This window comes from Providencia rustigianii DSM 4541 (genome assembly GCF_000156395.1).
Classification (GTDB): domain Bacteria; phylum Pseudomonadota; class Gammaproteobacteria; order Enterobacterales; family Enterobacteriaceae; genus Providencia; species Providencia rustigianii.
Map to the genome: position 1 here is coordinate 269,798 of NZ_GG703818.1, position 20,476 is coordinate 290,273.

Sequence of the window (20,476 nt, forward strand, 5' to 3'; positions counted from 1 at the left end):
AATAAACATCATTAAATATTCTTCGGAAAATGGATTTAAAAATCACTCACTTAAAAAATTTATTTTACCCATTTTGTTTCGGAGTTATTTAATGAATAGCGGATCAGGGAACCACATTCCTCATCGTTTAAAATTTATTGCATGGATAAATATTGCTATACAAATTATTTTTCCTTTAGCCTCTATTTTCACTCCTGTTGCCGTTCGTGCTTTTAATGAGCAAAACGATAAGCAACATGAATTTTTATTACCTAAAAATAACCGTTCCGTATTTAGAGAAACGCAACGCTATACGCTACAAGTGGGTGAAACAGCTCAAAGTATTGCAGACAAATATAATATTAACCTGCAACAATTACGAAAATTAAACCAATTTCGAACTTTCTCTCAAAATTTTGAAAATTTACAGCCTGGCGATGAATTAGACATCCCAATGGCTCCGCTACCAATTGTGGAATGGGATGATGATAAGCCTGAAATCGTTCTGCCTTCTTCAGCAAGTGAAAACGAAATACGCGTCGCTCAATTAGCATCTCAAGCAGGTAAATTTTTCTCCACCAATCCTGATCAAGAAAAAACGAAAGCTTTTGCCCGTGAACTGCTGACCACTGCCGCTAGCAGCTATGCTCAAGATTGGTTTAATCGCTTTGGTAGCTCACAAATCCACCTTGAGGCTGATAAGAAATTTTCGTTAAAAAACTCACAGATAGACTTACTCATGCCTTGGTATGAGACAGAAGATAATCTGATTTTTAGTCAAACCAGTTTGCACCGAAAAGAAGGCCGCATCGAGACCAACTTAGGTCTCGGTGCTCGTTGGTATGGTGAAGGCCAAATGATCGGTGGCAATACATTTTTCGACTATGATATTTCACGCAAACATTCCCGTTTAGGGCTGGGTGTCGAATATCGTCGTGACTTCTTAAAATTATCTGCCAATAGCTATCATCGTCTAAGTGGCTGGAGAAGCTCTCGAGATTTAGCGGATCATTCTGCTCGTCCTTCCAATGGTTGGGATGTCCGTGCTGAAGGCTGGCTACCAAGCTATCCACACATTGGTGGAAAACTTACCTACGAACAATATTATGGGGATAGCGTTGCTCTATTCGGCACAAAAAATCTACAACAAAACCCTTATTCCATTACTGCCGGACTCAACTATACGCCAATTCCATTAGTCACATTTAATGCTGAGCACCGCCAAGGGAAGGCCAGTAAACAAGATTCCCGCTTTGGTCTCCAGCTAAATTACCAATTTGGTAAAACATGGAAACAACATTTAGACCCTGGATCAGTGACCACATTCCGTTCATTAATGGGTAACCGCTACGATTTCGTTAGCCGTAATAATCATATTGTTTTGGAATATAAGAAAAATGATGTTATTCAGTTAAATATCGCTAATTCTATAACCGGCTATGCAGGGGAAAAAATTCCACTGAGTTTCACGGTGGCCAGTAAATACGGTCTTAGCCATTTAAAATGGAACGCAGAGACTCTGGTTGCTGCCGGAGGTCATATTGTTCAAGAAAATGGTAAATATAGTCTTGTTCTCCCCGCTTATCGCAATGATGCCAAAAGTGCTAACAACTACACCATCAGCGCCGTTGCTATCGATAAAAAAGGGAATATATCACCCAATACCATGTTACGTGTTGTCGTCACCCAGCCGGCGATTTATCCCATAAAAAGTGCACTAACCCCCAGAAAGATCGACTTAATTGCTGATGGTAAAAATACAAAAAAGTTATCTCTCTCTATCAGAGATAAAGCGGGAAACTACATTGACCTCGCCGCAAATGAAATTGGCATTGAAAAAGTGGTGGCAAATAAGACAGCCGCACGAAGTGTAAATTCCGCTAATACTGCCAATTTAACAACCGTCAGTGGCTTTACCCGTATCGCTGCAGGACAATATGAAGCGATATTAACAAGCGGAACGACACCGGAAAATTTTGTTTTAGTGTCTAAAGCACGCAATGCCGTTTTTCCAGAAATCAAAGTTTCTGTCCTTGCTGATGGTGCCACAACGCAAATTGCCAAATTGATGACCAACATCTCGCAGTCACAGCCTGCTGATGGTAAAACGCCACTCGAAATCAAAACGCAATTAAAAGATGCTAACGGCAACCCACTGATTAACACACGGGTCACGTGGAGCTCAGACAAAAATCCGAATAAGGTCTCTTTCAGTAGCAACACCACCAGCACCGATCAAAACGGTTTTGCCTCTACCACTGTCACCAGCACCCTTGCTGGCGATGTACTGATCACAGCTAGCGCTGGTTTGGGGGAGTCTCAGGATCTCACGGTCACCTTTATTCCCGATATAAAATCAGCGATGATAAGGCCTCAAAATTTTCACGCATCGCAATCCCATACTCTCGCTGATGGGATAACACCCAATACATTAACCGTGACTGTAACGGATGCTAGCGGCAATATTATTCCCAATGTTGAAGTTCAATTTGCCACAGATAAAGGTCAGTTAACTAACGATAAAGTCGTGACCAATCATCAAGGTATTTCAGAAACACAGATCACCAGCACCCAGTCTGGTAGTGCAACTATCACAGCCTCAGTTGGTAATCACACTCTAAATAAAACCCTTTTATTCTCCGCAAATGGTCAAACTGCCAAGGTTGACTATGTGCTACCTGAGCCAAAAGCTAGCTATATTGCAGATGGCAGAACCGCTGTAACTTATACTGCAAAAGTCCTTGATACCAACAACAACCCAGTTTCTGATGTTGATGTTAACTGGTTATCTAACCTCAATGGATCTGAGCTTCACTTTGAGAAAGAAACCTCCAAAACCAATGCTCAAGGGATTGCAACAACGTCAATCATCAGTAATAAAGCCGGAATTGTCATTGTGACTGCCTCTACCAATGGGAATGGACAATTGGCAGTACCTATTACTTTTGTCGCAGATAAAAACCAAGCCAAAGTGGCAACATTAGCTATCAATAAAGCGACTATCATCGCCAATGGGAATGATAAAGCCCTGTTGGATGTTATTGTCACAGATAACTTTGGTAATCCTGTTGAAGGTATCGACGTTCTATTACAAGCCAACAATGGCGCAACGATTACCACGTTAACTCCGTTCTCCAAAACCACCGTCGACGGTAGAGTAAAAGCAGAACTGGCCACTAACCAAGCTACGGGCGATATTATGGTTGCGGCAAATGTGGTGGGCTCACAATCACAACCTGTTGCTAAGCATATCAAAGCCCTCGCAGATAATAATACCGCTAAGGTGACTATCGTCTCTTCGACTGATCGAGTTCAAATTAGTCAACAAACACCAACTGTTATCTTAACGGCCACCGTAATTGACGATCAGCAAAACCCATTAATTGGTACTCCAGTGACATGGTTAACCAATCATAACCGGTTAAGCACCAACACCACCGTGACTGACCTAAGAGGGCAAGCTAAAGTTGAACTGTCTGGTTATATTTCAGGTGAAACACAAGTCACCGCACAATTGATGAATCGCCAAACAGCTCACCAGAATATCCAATTTATGGCGGACATTCCTCATCAACAAAACAGTGTATTAGAGATAAAACCACAAACTATCGTGGCAAATAATCACGAACAAGCGACAGCAACGCTCATCTTAAGAGACCAATGGAATAACCCAGTATTAGGGCAAAATATCCAATGGAGTAAGAACAACACCGGACTCAGTTTATCAGGAGCTAGAGAGCTGCCGAATAACGGCGAATACCAAGTTAATATCAGCGGTAATCTTGCTGGAACATTTGATATATCCGCACAAACGGGTTCTGTCACCAGCCAAAAAATGATTGGACTGATTGCGGATAGCAGTACCGCACATCTAAAAAATATTAATATAGTAGGAAAAACCACAGCACCTGCCGATGGTACAAATCCCATTACACTGCGAGCGACAGTCACAGATGCGACCAACAATCCAGCACCAGCCGGCATTGCCGTTGGTTGGCGTAGCGATATTGGCGAACTTTCTCAGCCTGTTAGCTTAACGGACAATAATGGTATTGCGCAGATAACCCTAACTAGCACCGTTGCCGGGAAAGGTAAGGTCGCTGCTATCGTCGGGCAATCAACCAAAGAGACAACCAATCAAATTGAGTTTCTTGCAGGTACAGTGTCTCGTAGTGCCTCGAGCGTGACACTCGCAGTGCCTTCTATTATCGCTGCGACGGGTGAAACCAACATCACCATCACGTTAAAAGATAATACTGGTAACCCATTAACCGGCTTAGCCAATAAAATTATTCTCGATTATTCAGCCAATTTAAGTATCGCTACTCCACGATTTAACGAAATCAGTAAAGGCGTTTATCGCGGAAAATTGAGTGGCGTTAAAGCTGGAAGCACATTGATTAAGGTAAAAGCAAATAATGTGACGTTGGATAATTCTGTGTCTCTAACTATCACTCCGGATAGCCAAACCGCACGTGTGAGAGGCGGGATCACCGCTAGTAAAACAACTGAAACCGTTGGTCGCTCCGTCACCTATAGTGCAATTTTTGAAGATGCTAATAGCAACTTATTAGGTGCTGGAGTACCTGTGTTTTGGGTGGGTAATGATAATACTCTATTATCCGATAACCAGACGATGACAGATACAACGGGCCGTAGCGCGATCCAAGTTCAACGAGATACCATCGGTGAAGCATTAGTCAGCCTTAATCTGATATCACAAAATAGTGCTAGAGCCCCAATAGTGGCTTTCGTTCAAGGCGCACTTGATGTCAGTAAATCATCATTGAATTTAACGCCAAGTACGGTCACTGCGGGTAAACCGACAACGTTAAAACTAGTATTAAAAGATCAATTTGGTAATCCATTGGTCAATCAACAAACAGCTATTCATGTTCGTAAGGATAAAAATCATGTTGTTATCTCGCCGGTAACCGTTGTAGATGACGGAGTTTATCAAGTTTCCGTCAGCAGCGAGCAAGCGGATACTGCTATTTTATCCGTCGATATTGGTACTCAATCTTTACCTCAGACCAAAACCTTAACGGTACAGGGAGATACTGCCAATGGTTCAATTTCTAGTTTGATGCCAAGCGTTAACCATATGCAGGCAGGAAACCAAACTGGAGTGACCTATTACGCCACCGTTGTGGATCAATTTAATAATCCACTCCCAAGTATTCATGTTTCATGGCACCTGCAAGGAAAAGCAGAGCCGTTTGCTCACTCGACGGTGACTAATGCCCAAGGTGTCGCACACGTAAAAGTCACCAGCCACCAAATGGGACAATTAGTGATGACCGCGGTGCTATCAAGCAGCCAAAATAAAGTGGCCACCCCAGTTCAAGTCAATGCGGGAGCCGTCAATAGCCAAAACTCGACATTTACTGCCAGTAAAATGGATATTGGCCCTGATGGTATAGAAGAAACCATCCTCACGATTAAGTTACAGGATGATTTTGGTAACCCACTCAGCAATGAAATAGTGACTATCAATAGTAATGCACCCAATACTGACTTCACTATTGCGAGAATCACCAATAACCAAGATGGTAGCTATACCTCTACGGCAACGGCCACCAAACAAGGTACGGTGAGATTAACCGCTAGAGTGGGCAGTGACATCATCGCTAACCCACTGAATATAAAAGTGGATGCTATCAATCCGACTTTACGCTTTGATAATATTCAAAAACGTTTAACTTACTCATCAATAACTGATAATGGACAGGTTATCAAAGGTTTACCCGCTGGAGCAGCCCCTGTTTGGTCAAGTGATAACACCAGTATTGCAACCGTGGATAATCAAGGGAAAGTGAAACTGAAAAAAGCAGGACGCACTAAGATTTGGGCGCGCATCGATGGAAATGGCGTGTATAAATCTGCGGCAGCTAACTATGAGTTAGAGGTTGAGAAAGCCAGACCAAATCTAACCTTAACCAGTAATAGTACAATTTCGGCAACTTGGGCGGATAATAACAATCATCCTATTCAATCTGCATTTAATCATACTGATGCAGCCAGTATCCCTGTGGAATATATCAGCCAAGATGCCAGTATTGCTCAAATTGATTCTGCTTCAGGCGCTATTACTCAAGTAAAACCTGGAGTGACCAAATTAACGATTCGTTCCAAAGAAACCGAACAGTTTTTATCGGAAAGCCAAGAGGTCACTTACAACCTAGCTAAAGCTCGCTTTAATATCGATTTTGCGCAAAAAGAGCAAGAAATTACCGATGAAAAAGGTCATTTTGCTCTACAAAATACTCAAATAACAGTGCCTTCCAAAGCCGATATTGTTTGGACTTCTGGCGCTGACAGTGTCGTTAATTTAGAAAAAAATGGTACGTTAAAAGACCTTGCGAAAGGTGAAGCGAATCTCATCATGACAGTAAAAGCCAACGATTATTTTGAGCAAACTAGTGGGGAATATCGTGTTAAGGTTTATACCAAACCAGCTATCAGCGCAAATATCATTACCTACGGAAATAATGGTAATAGACAAGATAATACAAGTAATTGGTCACCCGTCTATACCGATGATAATTTGGAAATTAACTGGTCATTAAATGGTAGCAGTGAATTTGATACCGCGGCGACAATCAAAGCTGTTGTTACCGAGCCAAATGGTAATACCTTTGAATATCCTGTCACAGTTCAAGCGGGTATTCAAAAAATTACGCTTCCACCTAAACGTGAATATTTCAGCCAATCGGGAAATTTAAAGGTCACAATTTCGGCGACAGGTAAATCGAGTCATAAACTCAAAAATGAATTTGTGGTGATAGATACTCCGATTCAGGTGACATCACCAAAAGAAATTGGTCAACAAACATTAGGGCACAAAGTTAAGTATTTTCTTGAAGGACAAACGAGTGAAAGAAACATTTGCGCTTATTATCTAACGGATAGAACTATCGACCTTGTGATTGCACCGACTATGAATATTAATACTAATGGCAGACGTTTGCTGGCGCCTATTTATGTCAAACATGAGATTCTCTCTAGTGAATATTCTGGAACGGGGGCTGCGGGCATTAGCTATCCTGAAATCAGTACTCCGAATACTAATGATGACTATGTTTACAGTAATAACGATATTTACAGAAAGGTATTGAAAAATAATTGTTATGAAAATCACAGTGGTAGCGGAAACATTACCACCACGTTAAGTTTCTTAGGAAGTAGTGATGAACTTAAACATCACTTTTCATGGAACGGAAAAAATAATTAATCAAAAACAGGGAGCTTTGCTCCCTGTTTTTACTAACAACCGCTTCCTTATCAACTGACTCTCCCTTTCTATCACTAAGATATAAGCATAATTACCTAACTTTGATGTAATATAATCACAAAAAAATTAATATACTTACAGCTCATCGTATAAATTTAATTGCCCACCTAACAATCTAAAAAAGTGTATTTTCATGTACTAAAAGAGAGGAATAGAAGCGTAGTTATCAAGAAAAATACGTTTAATGAAAAATTTATCAAAATAATGTTAACGATAACTTTTCATGTTAATTATCATACAAAATGGCTATATCTCTACATAATATCTTTAGCCCCAAAATCAGAATCAAACTAAAAACAAAAAAATGGAAAGACTCAATTGTAAATTTATTAATCAACATTCCTAGATATATTTAGTGTAATAAAAAATAAAATTGATCAAATAACGATCTTCTTAGTTTGACTCTTTAATCAAATAAACCAAAAATTGAAAATAACTAAGCTAAATCACATGAAATAAATAGATTGATTGAATATTATTCATGTTTTATTTTGCATTTTTTTGGATTATAATCCTGCAAGACAGTAAATGATCGAAGCATAAAACTGGATATTGGTCATGTATTAAAATTTCCATTTACTTACTCATTATATGAAATCAAATTTAACCCATTGAAAATAATAAATTTATCAAAGCTCAAAATATTAAAAAATATTGAACATAATAATTATAATATTTAAAAAGTCATTTTTTGATCAATTGAAAACAATTATAAGGATAGTATATCATTTACTTAGTGACTCCCAATGGTCACTATATATCCAGCTAAAAATGAAAACACAAAGACTATATAAAATGATATTTATAAGGTCTAAGGATTCATGTTTAACGTTATTCCAATAAAATAATTTAATAGAGAATGTTTATGAATAGAAAATTTCCTATTGCTTACGCTGTCGGGCAAAAAGTTAAATCATTAAGAAAATCTCAAGGCTATACTGTTTTCCAATTAGCACGAGAGTGCAATATCAGTGAACAACAGCTGTTTCGTTATGAGCGTGGTGTTAATCGTATTGATATTGATTGTTTAGCTCGAGTATCAAAAATATTGAATGTAAATATCAGTGATATATTCAGTGATATCTTCCAAGAAGATCTCGAGATTAAGCCTGTACATAAAGCCCAAGAATTTGTTGAATCTTTTGCATAAAATGAGTCATTACGCTTCATTTTTAAATAGGTGAAGATTTTGGTTAAAAAACAAAATTACTCTATATTTGAGTAACGTAATTCAATTTACTCTAATTATGATAAGTCAGCATAAAAAGTAAAAGCTAACTTGAAGGCTTTTACTTTTTATTTTACCTATCGACTCAATTTATTCAGCGAAACTCAGTAGCAAAATCAAGTGATAATAAGTAAAACAACCTAGTGTTCCATTCCATCCATAAACACCGACGTTCATCTTACCGAGATAATCACAGCTCCGCTTACAGCGGTTGAAAAATTCAACGTAACAATAATATTTCACTCTACTACAACTATTTAGGTGCTAACAATTAAAGATAAAAAATAACAATTAATGACAGTATGAAAACAAAAATACAAATTATCTCTGTAAAATAATTATTTAAAATAAACGCCTTATTAAAATAGTAATTTAAAAATATAAATTCAATTCTAAATTAAAAAATAATTTAATTTTTAAAATTATTCTTTAATTATAACCATGCTCTGAACTGTGTTTTGAAAACGTAAACATTGTTATTTTTTCGTTTAATATCAGTAATTTGATAAATATCATACAATCCCTATCTTTCCTATCTTCTGTTTGACACATCCAACTTAGATTTGTCATATTGGTATATTCAATAGTCTCTTACTTATATTTATATAATTTTCAAACCTTATTTCTCACATTGCTATTTTTATTTTTAACACACCAAAATTAAATATATCCGATTACGTTTAATAAAAGAGGTTTTCATGACTAGGGAATTATTTTCTACTAATAAAATGAAATTATTATTTGAAAAATTAGCGTCATTTTCTTCTCATCCCAATAATAAAGGAGTCACACGTATAGCGTATACTCCCACTGACCAAGCAGCCCATCAATATATGATGGAAACCATGCAGCAAGCCGGGTTTATCGTTCGCCAAGATGCCATTGGTAATATATTTTGCCGCTTACCTGGTAAAAATCCTGATTTACCCGCCGTCGGTACTGGCTCACATCTTGATACTGTTCCCGATGGTGGAGCTTATGATGGCACACTCGGAGTCGTTGCTGGATTTTATGCCCTAATGCAATTTCAGCCACAGCAATTATCCCGAGACCTTGAGCTGATCGTCTTCCGCGCAGAAGAGTCCAGCAGATTTGGATTCTCATGTATTGGTAGCAAAGTGTTACTTGGTGCTGTAGACAACGAAAAATGGGCGTTAAATCTTGATGATAATGGGAAGAATTTCTTTGAGGTTATCGATGAGTGTGGCTATAACAGCCAGCAAATTGAACAATGTAAATTACCCGATGATTATTTTTCTGCCTTTATTGAGCTCCATATTGAGCAAGGTCGCCGACTGGAATTGGAAGAGAAAAATGTCGGTATCGTGAATGGGATTGCGGCCCCGACACGTTATAGCGTTAAAGTGACCGGTCACGCCGACCACTCTGGTGCCACGCCAATGTACCAGCGCCATGATGCTTTAGTCGCCAGCGCTGCCATTATCGATGATTTGAACCGAGCAGCCTGTAAAGAAGCAGTTTGGGGAACCGTCGGTACTATCGGAAAATTAAACGTTTATCCGAACTCCATGAATGTCATTCCCGGAGAGGTTAATTTTTTAGTTGATATTCGTGGCATCGAACCAGAAAGTATTCGCCGCGTCGCCGATCATCTTAAAGATTCCATAAAAAAATCTGAACATGACAACGAAGTATCCATCAATATCCGTGAAATTTCATCCGAGAATCCAGTGAAATTAGACAATGAAATTTGCCATGTCATTGAGCAGCATTGTATTGAAAAGCAATTGAAATATATGACTATGTTGAGCGGTGCAGGGCATGATTCCATGAATATGGCGAAAAAATTCCCAACCGCTATGATTTTTACGCCATCAAAAGACGGTATCAGCCATCATCCCGATGAGTTTACCGACTTTAACGATATTATTATTGCCGCCGATTTACTAAAAGAGACACTGTACTCCCTCGCTAAATAATTTTTCCAATCATAAATTATCGCAATGACCTTTATTTTTATTGTTTCTATACAATATAAAGGTCATTTTTTGACTTTGATAAATTAGAAATAAAAAAATAGCTGCAAGTCGAAAACTTCCAGCTATTTGATTCTTTATTTTAGAAAAATATTTCAGATTAATTTATAACAAAGATAATAAGCAACCCGTATAAAGTTTATAGGCGGTTAGCATCTCATTTTCATCAAAATCAAAACCGGCTTGGTGATGCCCAGCGGTTCTATCTGCACCCACCACAAAATAGAGTGATTTCCCACCGTTACGCTGTACGCGTTTAGCAAGGATAGTCGCGTCCTCACTGCCCCCGAAAGGTCGAGTCGCCACTGCGGCTAATTCCCCATGCTGACCAACAACATTGGTGAGCGTATCAATCAGCTCTTGGTCATTGGTTAAATCAACAGCTTCCCCCATGACTTCGCTTTCCATTTCTAATTGGAAGCTATGTGCTGAACCCTCTGCCATACGAGTGGCGTTTTCACTCATAAAACGGTTGATTTCTTCATTTTCACCGCGAACTTCAACCTGCATTTGTGCATAAGATGGCGTGACATTGCGACCTTCACCCGCATTCAAAACCCCGACATTGATGCGAGACATGCCTTTACCGTGTCGAGAAATTCCTAGCATTTGGGTTGTTGCATGGCAAGCACCTGCAAGCGCATTTAACCCTAGCTCAGGCTCTGCCCCTGCATGAGATGGCGCACCTTTGAAACGAAAATCCAGCTTAGTGGTACAAAGGAAATGCGTTGGATTAATCACAATTTCCCCACTGTTGGCGATAAAACCGAGATGCGCCCCTAAGAAATAATCAACATCATCTACAATCCCACTTTCTGCCATGGCTCTTGCACCACGCACGCCCTCTTCCGCTGGCTGGAACAGCAATTTTACTTTTCCGGTTAATTTATCTTTATTCGCCACTAACCAATGGGCAACAGCTAAACCAATAGAAATGTGCCCATCATGACCGCAAGCGTGCATTTCCCCTGGATGGCAGGAACTAAAATTATCCATTTTTGGTCGGTGGTTTTCTTGACTGCTTTCCGTCACACCGACACAGTCAATATCAAAACGTAGAGCAACAGTTGGACCTGGTTTTCCACTATCAAAAATAGCGACACAACCGGTCAATTCCTGCATTTCAGCTAATAACGCCTCACTCACATTATGCTTTCTGGCGACACCTAATCCCTTATCCACCACTTTCTGCTGGCGACCAAAGGCATACTCGGGATTAATAACCGCAGTGCCCACTTTCACCTCTAAACCGAGGTCGCGTAATATATTAACGATTTTCGCCGTGGTTAAAAATTCAGACCAACCAATTTCAGGATATTGATGGAACTCGCGACGCCATTTTATCAATTGTTCTAATGTGATGACTGACATAGTAACTCCTTACAATTAAAGCATAATTAGTGCAATAAAGATCACCCCGACAATCATGCCAGGTGCGGTACGCTTAACAATTTCCATCGGGTTAACGTTGGCTAAACCCGCACAGACAATCGCGGCACCCGCCAGTGGTGACATGGTTCTTCCTAAAGCCCCTGAAATTGCAGAAGCCATACCAAGATCCGGTATTTCATAACCAAACTGTTGAGCAAATGGCGTCACGGTTTCATTAAAAGCAAATGCTGCCGCATCACCTGAACCGGTAATAATCCCCATTAAGAATGGACCCAGTGTTCCACCCCAGCGAGCAAATTCCGGTGAATGGATCAGGAAACTAATGAATGAATCAATTAAGCCTGAGGCTTTTAGACCCGCAGAGAATACAGCGGCAGCAATAATGATCCCCAAGACATCACCATAAGCATTTCCCATTCCTTTAAAGAATTCTTTGGTAATGGTTGATGGATTTGTACGAGTAATCACCAGTGCATAGATTGCCCCGATCACCATCGCAGCAGGTACGGTAATTTGATACGCTTTCAGCGCATCCATAAACGGTAAAATTAATAAAATTAAAGGAATAAAAGGGGCCGTTGCATACAGATAATTCGGTTGTTCTGTCGCAACATTTTGTCCTTGTTCCGCCGTTCCGTTAGTCTCTAAAGTCACTTTCATGTTGTACTCTTTCTTGACCAGAGCAACAACAGCTAAAGAAACCGCTGCAATTCCACCTACTGCGAGGCTATAAGGACCATGACGAGCAATTAAGTCAACGATGCTCATATTCGACATTTGAGCGACAAAAGGGTTATGAGACAGACCAGGGCTTAACATCGACCCAATGGTGCCACAGAGAACAGCCCCACCAGCAATCGCAGGATGAATACGTGCGGCAATCAATAACGGGATCAATGTTGCCCCTACTGCCGCGGCACAGCCTGCAGCGGAAGGAATCGCGATATTGATGAAGAATGTCAACACCACAGCGGCGGGGATCAGAAAGAATCCAAGACGACTTAATACTTTGGATAAAACCAAAACTAAATGTTTATCGCATTTGGTATATTTCATCACATAAGCGAAACCCATACTCGAACAGATCGCCTGAATCAATGGAGCGGAGACCATTCTTTCACTGAACGCCGCCAAGGCTTGCATCGGAACAAGGCTGATAATACAAAGCACCAGTCCAGCCGCAATTAATACCATCCGTGTTTCATATTTTTTTATTAAAAGATAAATCGTAATAACAATAACTAATGCCGCGATAAATTGAATTATCATGACCGCACCTCTTATATTCCCGGGTTAAATTGATAAGAATAAATAAAGAAAAAAATTTTTTTGGTTGGTAATTCATTGTGAGCATTAATTGTTTTATTTAATTGAGGGATATCAATTTTATTCTCCAATAGAGAATTCACCTGCTATTTTGTGACCTACCACAAAATTATCATGCGGTTATTTTTTAAGATTAAAAATATATTTTAATTCGAATTATATATTTAACTGGAGAGAAACATCTTATTTGTTTTTAATCTAACCGGGCTTAACCCAATTTAACCCAAGTGCCACAACCCTATAGTTTCAGTAAAATTTTACTGCTAAATTAACCATTTAAGAATTTGTTAAATTTAAACGATAACTCGGAGAATAAAATTCCAGCCAGAGTAGACATTTATTTCCCTATAATTTAAAAATTTAGCCTCATTCCCTATTTTTCGAATAAAAAACATCATATTTTATTAAAAATAATTTAGTTTTAATTTTATTACAAAATGAACAAATATAAATAAAAGGCATCATCAATTAACTCACTCTTATTCGGAAGCATTTTATTTTTAACTAATCTGATTTATCGGGTCTAAATTCTATTTACCATTTTTACACTTCAATTAATTTATCTGGCAGATAAATCGGCTAGAGCCCAATCCCACCTCCCTACCCACTACATTAGTCGAACGAAAAGCGTACAAAATCCGAATGCATTAATTATGTTTAACTAGAAAAGAAAACGTTTGCTTTTTATTTTGGTGGCTATAGAATTCGTCAGATTTTTTTGGCCTGAGAATAGTAACGGGAGGTAATTGTGTCTGGGGATAAAAATTACAGTCATGGGCCAGTGCCCATATCCGCGCGAAAAGGCGGACTCGCATTAACCTTTGTAATGCTGGGTTTAACGTTCTTTTCCGCAAGTATGTGGACCGGAGGTGCTCTCGGTACCGGTCTTAGTTTCAATGATTTCTTCCTCGCAGTTCTTATCGGTAATCTTATTCTTGGTGTCTACACCGCCTTTCTTGGTTTCATTGGTTCAAAAACTGGCTTAACAACTCACCTTCTCGCTCGTTATTCCTTCGGTATTCGCGGTTCTTGGCTCCCCTCTTTCTTACTCGGTGGTACACAGGTCGGCTGGTTCGGCGTCGGTGTCGCTATGTTTGCCATTCCAGTGGGTAAGGCGACGGGCTGGGACATCAATATGTTGATTGGCGTTTCCGGTGTTTTGATGACCGTCACAGTGTTCTTCGGGATATCAGCATTAACGGTGTTGTCGATTGTCGCGGTTCCGGCAATTGCCGTTTTAGGTAGTTATTCTGTCTATCTCGCGGTCACTGGCGCAGGCGGTTTGAGTACCTTGCAAGCTATCACGCCAGCACAACCAATTGATTTCAATTTAGCGCTTGCGATGGTTGTCGGTTCATTTGTCAGCGCCGGAACCTTAACCGCAGACTTCGTTCGCTTCGGGCGCAAACCAAAAATTGCCGTCCTCGTGGCGATTGTGGCATTCTTCCTCGGTAACTCATTGATGTTTATCTTTGGTGCTGCGGGCGCCGCCTCCCTCGGAATGGCAGATATTTCTGACGTCATGATAGCTCAAGGGCTGCTGATACCTGCGATTATCGTACTGGGTCTGAATATTTGGACCACCAACGACAATGCGCTGTATGCCTCCGGCTTAGGCTTCGCTAACATCACCGGGCTATCAAGCAAAACGTTATCTATCGTCAACGGCTTAGTGGGCACCATCTGCGCACTGTGGCTATACAATAATTTTGTCAGCTGGCTAACCTTTTTATCCGCCGCCATCCCACCAATCGGTGGCATTATTATTGCGGATTACTTAATGTACCGTCATCGTTATAACACCTTTGACGCAAGCAAAATGCGCGATGTGAATATGAGTGCGATAATCGCTGTCGCTGCGGGTGTTGCCGCAGGACATTGGCTACCGGGCATTGTCCCTGTGAACGCCGTTCTTGGCGGCGCTTTCTGCTATGTGATTTTAAATCCACTCATGAATCGCTTTCGCGTCACCAATTCGGAGATGACCCGTGCTTAATCAACAAGTCCAACATATCTATAATGTCCGCTTACCTGAACGTGATGGTTTGTGGCGTATCGATATCGAAAACCAAAAAATCACCGCCATTGTTCCTTATACAGAAGGTGAAATCTTACCTAATAGCCTCGATGGTGAAGGCGGTTTAGTCATTCCACCTTTTGTTGAGCCGCACATCCATTTGGATACCACACAAACGGCGGGGCAACCTAACTGGAACCAATCCGGCACACTGTTCGAAGGAATTGAACGTTGGGCAGAACGTAAAGCGCTACTGACCCATGAAGATGTAAAATCCCGAGCATGGCAGACATTAAAGTGGCAAATCGCTAACGGCATCCAACACGTTCGTACCCACGTCGATGTTTCTGATGCCACCCTCGTGGCGCTCAAAGCGATGCTGGAAGTGAAAAAAGAAGTGGCACCGTGGGTCGATATGCAAATCGTTGCCTTCCCACAAGAAGGCATCATGTCTTACCCGAACGGGGAAGAGCTATTAGAAGAAGCACTGCGTTTAGGTGCAGATGTTGTTGGCGCTATCCCCCATTTCGAATTTACCCGCGAATATGGCGTAGAATCACTGCATAAAACGTTTGCCTTAGCGCAGAAATATGACCGTTTAATCGATGTGCATTGTGATGAAATCGATGATGAACAGTCTCGCTTTGTGGAAACTGTTGCTGCCCTTGCTCACCGTGAAGGGATGGGCGCTCGTGTAACCGCAAGTCATACCACCGCGATGCATTCCTATAACGGCGCTTACGCTTCTCGTTTATTCCGCTTATTGAAGATGTCCGGAATTAACTTTGTGGCGAATCCATTAGTGAATATTCACTTACAAGGGCGTTTCGATACCTATCCAAAACGCCGCGGTATTACTCGCGTGAAAGAGATGCTGGCCGCCAATGTGAATGTCTGCTTTGGTCACGATGATGTGTTCGACCCATGGTATCCATTAGGAACAGCGAATATGCTGCAAGTGCTGCATATGGGACTGCATGTTTGCCAACTGATGGGTTACGGTCAGATCAATGATGGTCTGAAGTTAATCACTGAGTACAGTGCGAAGACGCTGAACCTACAAGATTATGGCGTAACTGAAGGGAAACGCGCTAGCTTGCTGATCCTGCCAGCTGAGAATGGTTTTGATGCTGTGCGCCGCCAGGTTCCAGTACGTTATTCTGTCCGCGATGGTCGCGTAATTGCCACCACCCAGCCGACGGTTACCCAGATCCAACTCGACGACGTTGAAACTGTGCGTTACGGTTATCAATCGTAAGTTAGCGCAAAGTTTAATACCGTTATATTGCTCATCCTCCTTATGGATGGGTGAGCAATTTCAATTGAATACCGCTCTAAATTAAATTAATCGATAATTTTCACTTCTCAATCACCTCCTTGCTCCACCATAAATTTTTGATTGTTCAACCTCTGAAAACTTGATTAAGATGAAATTAAGCAAAATTGAGGTGATAGTTGGAGTGCATGAAAATACTATTAATTGAAGATCATCTGAAAACCCAAGGCTGGGTAAAAAATGGCTTAGAAGAAGCCGGCTTTCTGGTTGATGTAGCCACCGATGGACGCGATGGGCTCTACTTTGCCTTAGAAAATAATTACCAGCTGGTCATTCTCGACATTATGCTACCCGGTATGAATGGCTGGGATATCCTGAAAGTATTGCGTACCTCTAAAAATATTCCTGTCATTTGCCTCACCGCCCGTGATGCCGTTGATGACCGTATAAAAGGGTTAGAATTAGGCGCCAATGATTATTTAGTAAAACCCTTTTCTTTTTCTGAGTTATTGGCTCGGGTTAAAAATCAATTAAAAGTTCATCAACCCACCTCAACCAACATGACGATTGCCGATTTAAAAATCGACCTAGTCCGTCATGAAGTAGAACGTGGCGGCCAAAAAATCATTCTGACTCGCCAAGAATTCTCTTTATTACTGTTTTTTGTGCTGCATTGCGATGAAATATTACCCAGAACCTTAATTGCCAGTGAAGTGTGGGGCATCGATTTTGACAGTGATACCAATATCATCGATGTGGCAATTCGCCGACTACGCAAAAAAATTGATGATGGGTTTGACGTTAAGCTCATTGAAACCATTCGAGGAATGGGATATCGACTTAATAGGCCGACAGAATGAAAAAAAAGTCCCTACGCTTTAAATTAATCTCTCTGTTTATCATTCTGATGGTTGCCAATGCCAGCTTTGTGACTTGGATTTTGTATCACTCACTCAAAAGTGAGCTAGCAGAGCAGGATAATAATTTACTGGTTAATCGCGCGAACCAACTATCTAAACTGATTGCCAGCGGCATTAATATCAAAACGCTCCCCATGTATTTTCAAAGTATGATGGACATGCGCCAAGATATTATTCAAATATCGGATGCATCAGGAAATATCTTGGTGGAAACCCATTCGGAACCACTCAATACCCATCGCCTGCAACTCGTCAATCTTGAGCAACTGAATATTAATGCCATCAATCATTGGCAAACATCTCAAGGTATCCCAATTGCCGCGGTTTATTTCGAGATGAATTCGCCAATGGGTCAATTGTATGTGGTATTAGGTAAAGTCTCCGTCGACCGAAGCGGCGTGCTAAACCAATATTTGACCCAAAGTTTGCTGATTTCGGTCTTATCCATTTTACTGATGGGAATATTAAGTTTGTGGCTATTGAAAAAAGGGTTATCCGATATTCAATCATTAAGCCGTATTACCGTAAAAACCGATGTTCACTCTCTTAATAATCCCATTGATATTGAACAACTTCCCCAAGAGCTGAAAGAGCTGGGGGAATCCATGAATATCATGCGCCAGCGGCTGAAACATGATTTTGTCAAATTGACGCAATTAGCCGACGACTTAGCCCATGAGCTGAGAACACCGATAAATGCTATTCGCGTACAAAATGAGATTATCCTGCAACGCTCACGCAGTGTTGAAGAATATGAAGCCATGATAATCAGTAATATCGAAGAGCTGGATAAACTGGCACAGATGATCCAAAGCGTGCTGTTTATTGCACGAGCAGAAAATAAAAACATCCCGTTAAATCGAGAAAACCTGTCTATATCTACGTTAGTTAATGAGGTTTATGAGCTATTTTCTGCTTATGCAGAAGAGAAACAAATTTCGCTATATTGCGAGCCATCCTCCCTATCGATATTTGTCGATAAAGTTCTGCTCACTCGGGTGTTAATTAATTTAGTTTCTAATGCCATTAAATATTCCGATCCTCAAACTCAAGTCATGACGACAATCAGCCAGCAAGATCAGTGCGTGATCATCCAGATCGAGAATCATGGTGAAATGCTGCTGAACAACCCTGAAATTTTTACCCGCTTCTGGCGCGGTGATAATGCGCGTACAACAGAAGGAACGGGCCTAGGTCTATCGATTGTCAAAGCTATCGTCGAGCTACATGAGGGTACCGTTGATTTTGAACACCGTGAAGGCACTAGCACGGTAACGTTGCGTTTTCCAACAACTCAGTAAGATGACAAATTTGTCATCTTACTGTCAGCTATTTTTGATTGCGCTTTCGGTATAACAAACCCAATAAATCTTTTGCTATGGAGCGCACAATGAAAAAGTCCCCTAAAATTCCGTCATCTCAAGTGACCTCTGAATCCGTCTTTTTTATGAAGCGTCGGGAACTGCTAAAGGTATTAGGCGTTGGCGCCGCAGGTCTTGCGGTTGCCTCGACCGCCAATGCGGGGTTATTTTCGTGGTTCAGTGACGATCAGCCTGCCGTGCCCACCGTGCCCAGAAAAGAACTGACTTTTATTCAACCGCAAGAGTATCAATCCTCTTCACTGGTCCTCACACCTGAAGATAAGGTGATTGGCTACAATAATTTTTATGAGTTCGGACTGGGAAAATCCGACCCAGCGGAGAATGCCCATACACTAAAAACCGATGAGTGGACACTGACTATCGAGGGTGAAGTCAATCGTCCACTCACCCTCAATTTAGATGATATCAATACAAAATTTCCCCTTGAGGAACGTATTTATCGCATGCGCTGTGTCGAAGCATGGTCAATGGTGATCCCATGGGTCGGCTTTCCTCTTGCGAAGCTACTCGCATTAGTTGAACCCACCAGCAAAGCCAAATATGTCGCTTTTGAAACCCGCTACGCACCGGAAGAAATGCCGGGGCAAAAGAGTCGCTACATTGGCGGTGGATTGCCTTATCCGTATGTTGAGGGACTCCGGCTGGATGAAGCGATGAACCCGCTCACATTATTGGCCACTGGGGTATATGGGAAAACGTTACCAAATCAAAATGGCGCGCCAATTCGCTTAGTCGTACCGTGGAAATATGGGTTTAAAGGCATCAAATCCATCGTCAAAATTCATTTAACTGAACAGATGCCACAATCCACATGGAATCTATCCGCTCCTAGCGAATACGGTTTTTATGCCAATGTGAATCCGAACGTTGACCATCCCCGTTGGTCACAAGCCACAGAACGTTTTATTGGCGCAGGGGGACTAGGACAAGTGACTCGACAACCCACCTTGCTATTTAATGGCTATGGTGAACAAGTGGCGAGTTTGTATCAGGGCATGGATTTACGGAGATATTATTGATGCCTCAAGAAAATCGCTGGCTCCTGTGGGGAACTAAAGCTTTTTTCCATTTAGTCGGGTTACTGTCCTTACTCTGGCTGATTTTTTTAATTGATTCAGGGCAACTCGGTGCTGACCCCGCCAAAGATATCCAACACTATACGGGAATTGCCACTTTACGTTTGCTAGTGCTTATCGCCCTAATCCCATTAGCGGTACGTTTATTGCGGTTTAACATCCTGTTTCAGACTCGAAAATTGCTGGGATTATGGTGTTTTTTCTGGGCGGCACTGCATTTAAGTAGTTATTTATTATTGGAAATTGGCGTGAATAATTTAGCGCTATTTTTCGAAGAGGTGTTTTCTCGTGTGTATTTAATTCTCGGTATGGTCGGTTGGCTTTGCCTGTTTTTGATGGCGATCAGCTCATTCAATGGCATACGGATCCGCTTAGGTGTGTGGTGGAAAAGAATTCATACGCTGCTTTATCCCACCCTGTTACTGGTTATCACACACTATATTTTATCCATGAAAACCATGACACCCGAGCCGATTATCTATTTGGTAATTGTCGGTTGTGCGTTTGCTTATCGAACTTGGAGTCTGAAAAAACCAGCGGTGATATAGGGATTGAAAATGGTTGGCGACACGGAATGGTCGCCAACATA

11 protein-coding genes are annotated in these 20,476 nt (G+C 41.0%); 9 read left to right on the plus strand and 2 right to left on the minus strand.

What is annotated here, in order from left to right:
* Positions 1-91 precede the first annotated feature (91 nt).
* From PROVRUST_RS19730 to PROVRUST_RS06360, 3 genes are all read left to right on the plus strand, one after another.
* Positions 92-7,213: an inverse autotransporter beta-barrel domain-containing protein gene (locus PROVRUST_RS19730; RefSeq protein ID WP_006813916.1), complete on the plus strand. Its 7,122-nt coding sequence runs from the start codon at positions 92-94 to the stop codon at positions 7,211-7,213.
* A 925-nt stretch (positions 7,214-8,138) separates the two neighbouring features.
* Positions 8,139-8,423 (plus strand): helix-turn-helix domain-containing protein, encoded by a 285-nt coding sequence (locus PROVRUST_RS06355; protein WP_039854640.1) that lies wholly within the window; start codon positions 8,139-8,141, stop codon positions 8,421-8,423.
* A 776-nt stretch (positions 8,424-9,199) separates the two neighbouring features.
* Positions 9,200-10,441, plus strand: coding sequence for a M20 family metallo-hydrolase (locus tag PROVRUST_RS06360; RefSeq protein ID WP_006813918.1), 1,242 nt, complete (start codon positions 9,200-9,202; stop codon positions 10,439-10,441).
* A 162-nt stretch (positions 10,442-10,603) separates the two neighbouring features.
* Here PROVRUST_RS06360 and PROVRUST_RS06365 read toward each other — a convergent pair whose 3' ends face one another.
* Complete coding sequence (locus tag PROVRUST_RS06365; protein ID WP_006813919.1) at positions 10,604-11,869, minus strand: amidohydrolase; 1,266 nt, start codon at positions 11,867-11,869, stop codon at positions 10,604-10,606.
* 15 nt (positions 11,870-11,884) lie between these two features.
* On the minus strand, positions 11,885-13,159 hold the full coding sequence (dcuC, locus tag PROVRUST_RS06370) for a C4-dicarboxylate transporter DcuC (RefSeq protein WP_006813920.1): 1,275 nt from the start codon (positions 13,157-13,159) through the stop codon (positions 11,885-11,887).
* Positions 13,160-13,964: 805 nt separating this feature from the next.
* On the opposite strand from dcuC, the gene codB reads away from it, so the two are divergent.
* The 6 genes from codB (at position 13,965) to PROVRUST_RS06400 (ending at position 20,435) form a co-directional block, all read left to right on the plus strand.
* Positions 13,965-15,212 (plus strand): cytosine permease, encoded by a 1,248-nt coding sequence (gene codB, locus PROVRUST_RS06375; RefSeq protein WP_006813921.1) that lies wholly within the window; start codon positions 13,965-13,967, stop codon positions 15,210-15,212.
* Positions 15,205-16,491 (plus strand): cytosine deaminase, encoded by a 1,287-nt coding sequence (locus PROVRUST_RS06380; protein WP_006813922.1) that lies wholly within the window; start codon positions 15,205-15,207, stop codon positions 16,489-16,491. Before codB ends, PROVRUST_RS06380 begins: the two co-directional genes overlap by 8 nt.
* Before the next feature lie 206 nt (positions 16,492-16,697).
* A complete protein-coding gene (gene hprR / locus PROVRUST_RS06385) occupies positions 16,698-17,369 on the plus strand; it encodes a response regulator transcription factor HprR (RefSeq protein ID WP_006813923.1) in 672 nt (223 codons plus the stop codon).
* The gene (locus tag PROVRUST_RS06390) at positions 17,366-18,730 is read left to right on the plus strand and encodes a heavy metal sensor histidine kinase (RefSeq protein ID WP_006813924.1); all 1,365 of its coding nucleotides are present in this window, start codon (positions 17,366-17,368) and stop codon (positions 18,728-18,730) included. Before hprR ends, PROVRUST_RS06390 begins: the two co-directional genes overlap by 4 nt.
* 89 nt (positions 18,731-18,819) lie before the next feature.
* On the plus strand, positions 18,820-19,830 hold the full coding sequence (msrP, locus tag PROVRUST_RS06395) for a protein-methionine-sulfoxide reductase catalytic subunit MsrP (protein WP_039854641.1): 1,011 nt from the start codon (positions 18,820-18,822) through the stop codon (positions 19,828-19,830).
* Complete coding sequence (locus PROVRUST_RS06400) at positions 19,830-20,435, plus strand: protein-methionine-sulfoxide reductase heme-binding subunit MsrQ (protein WP_006813926.1); 606 nt, start codon at positions 19,830-19,832, stop codon at positions 20,433-20,435. The genes msrP and PROVRUST_RS06400 overlap by 1 nt, the downstream gene beginning before the upstream one ends.
* Positions 20,436-20,476 lie beyond the last annotated feature (41 nt).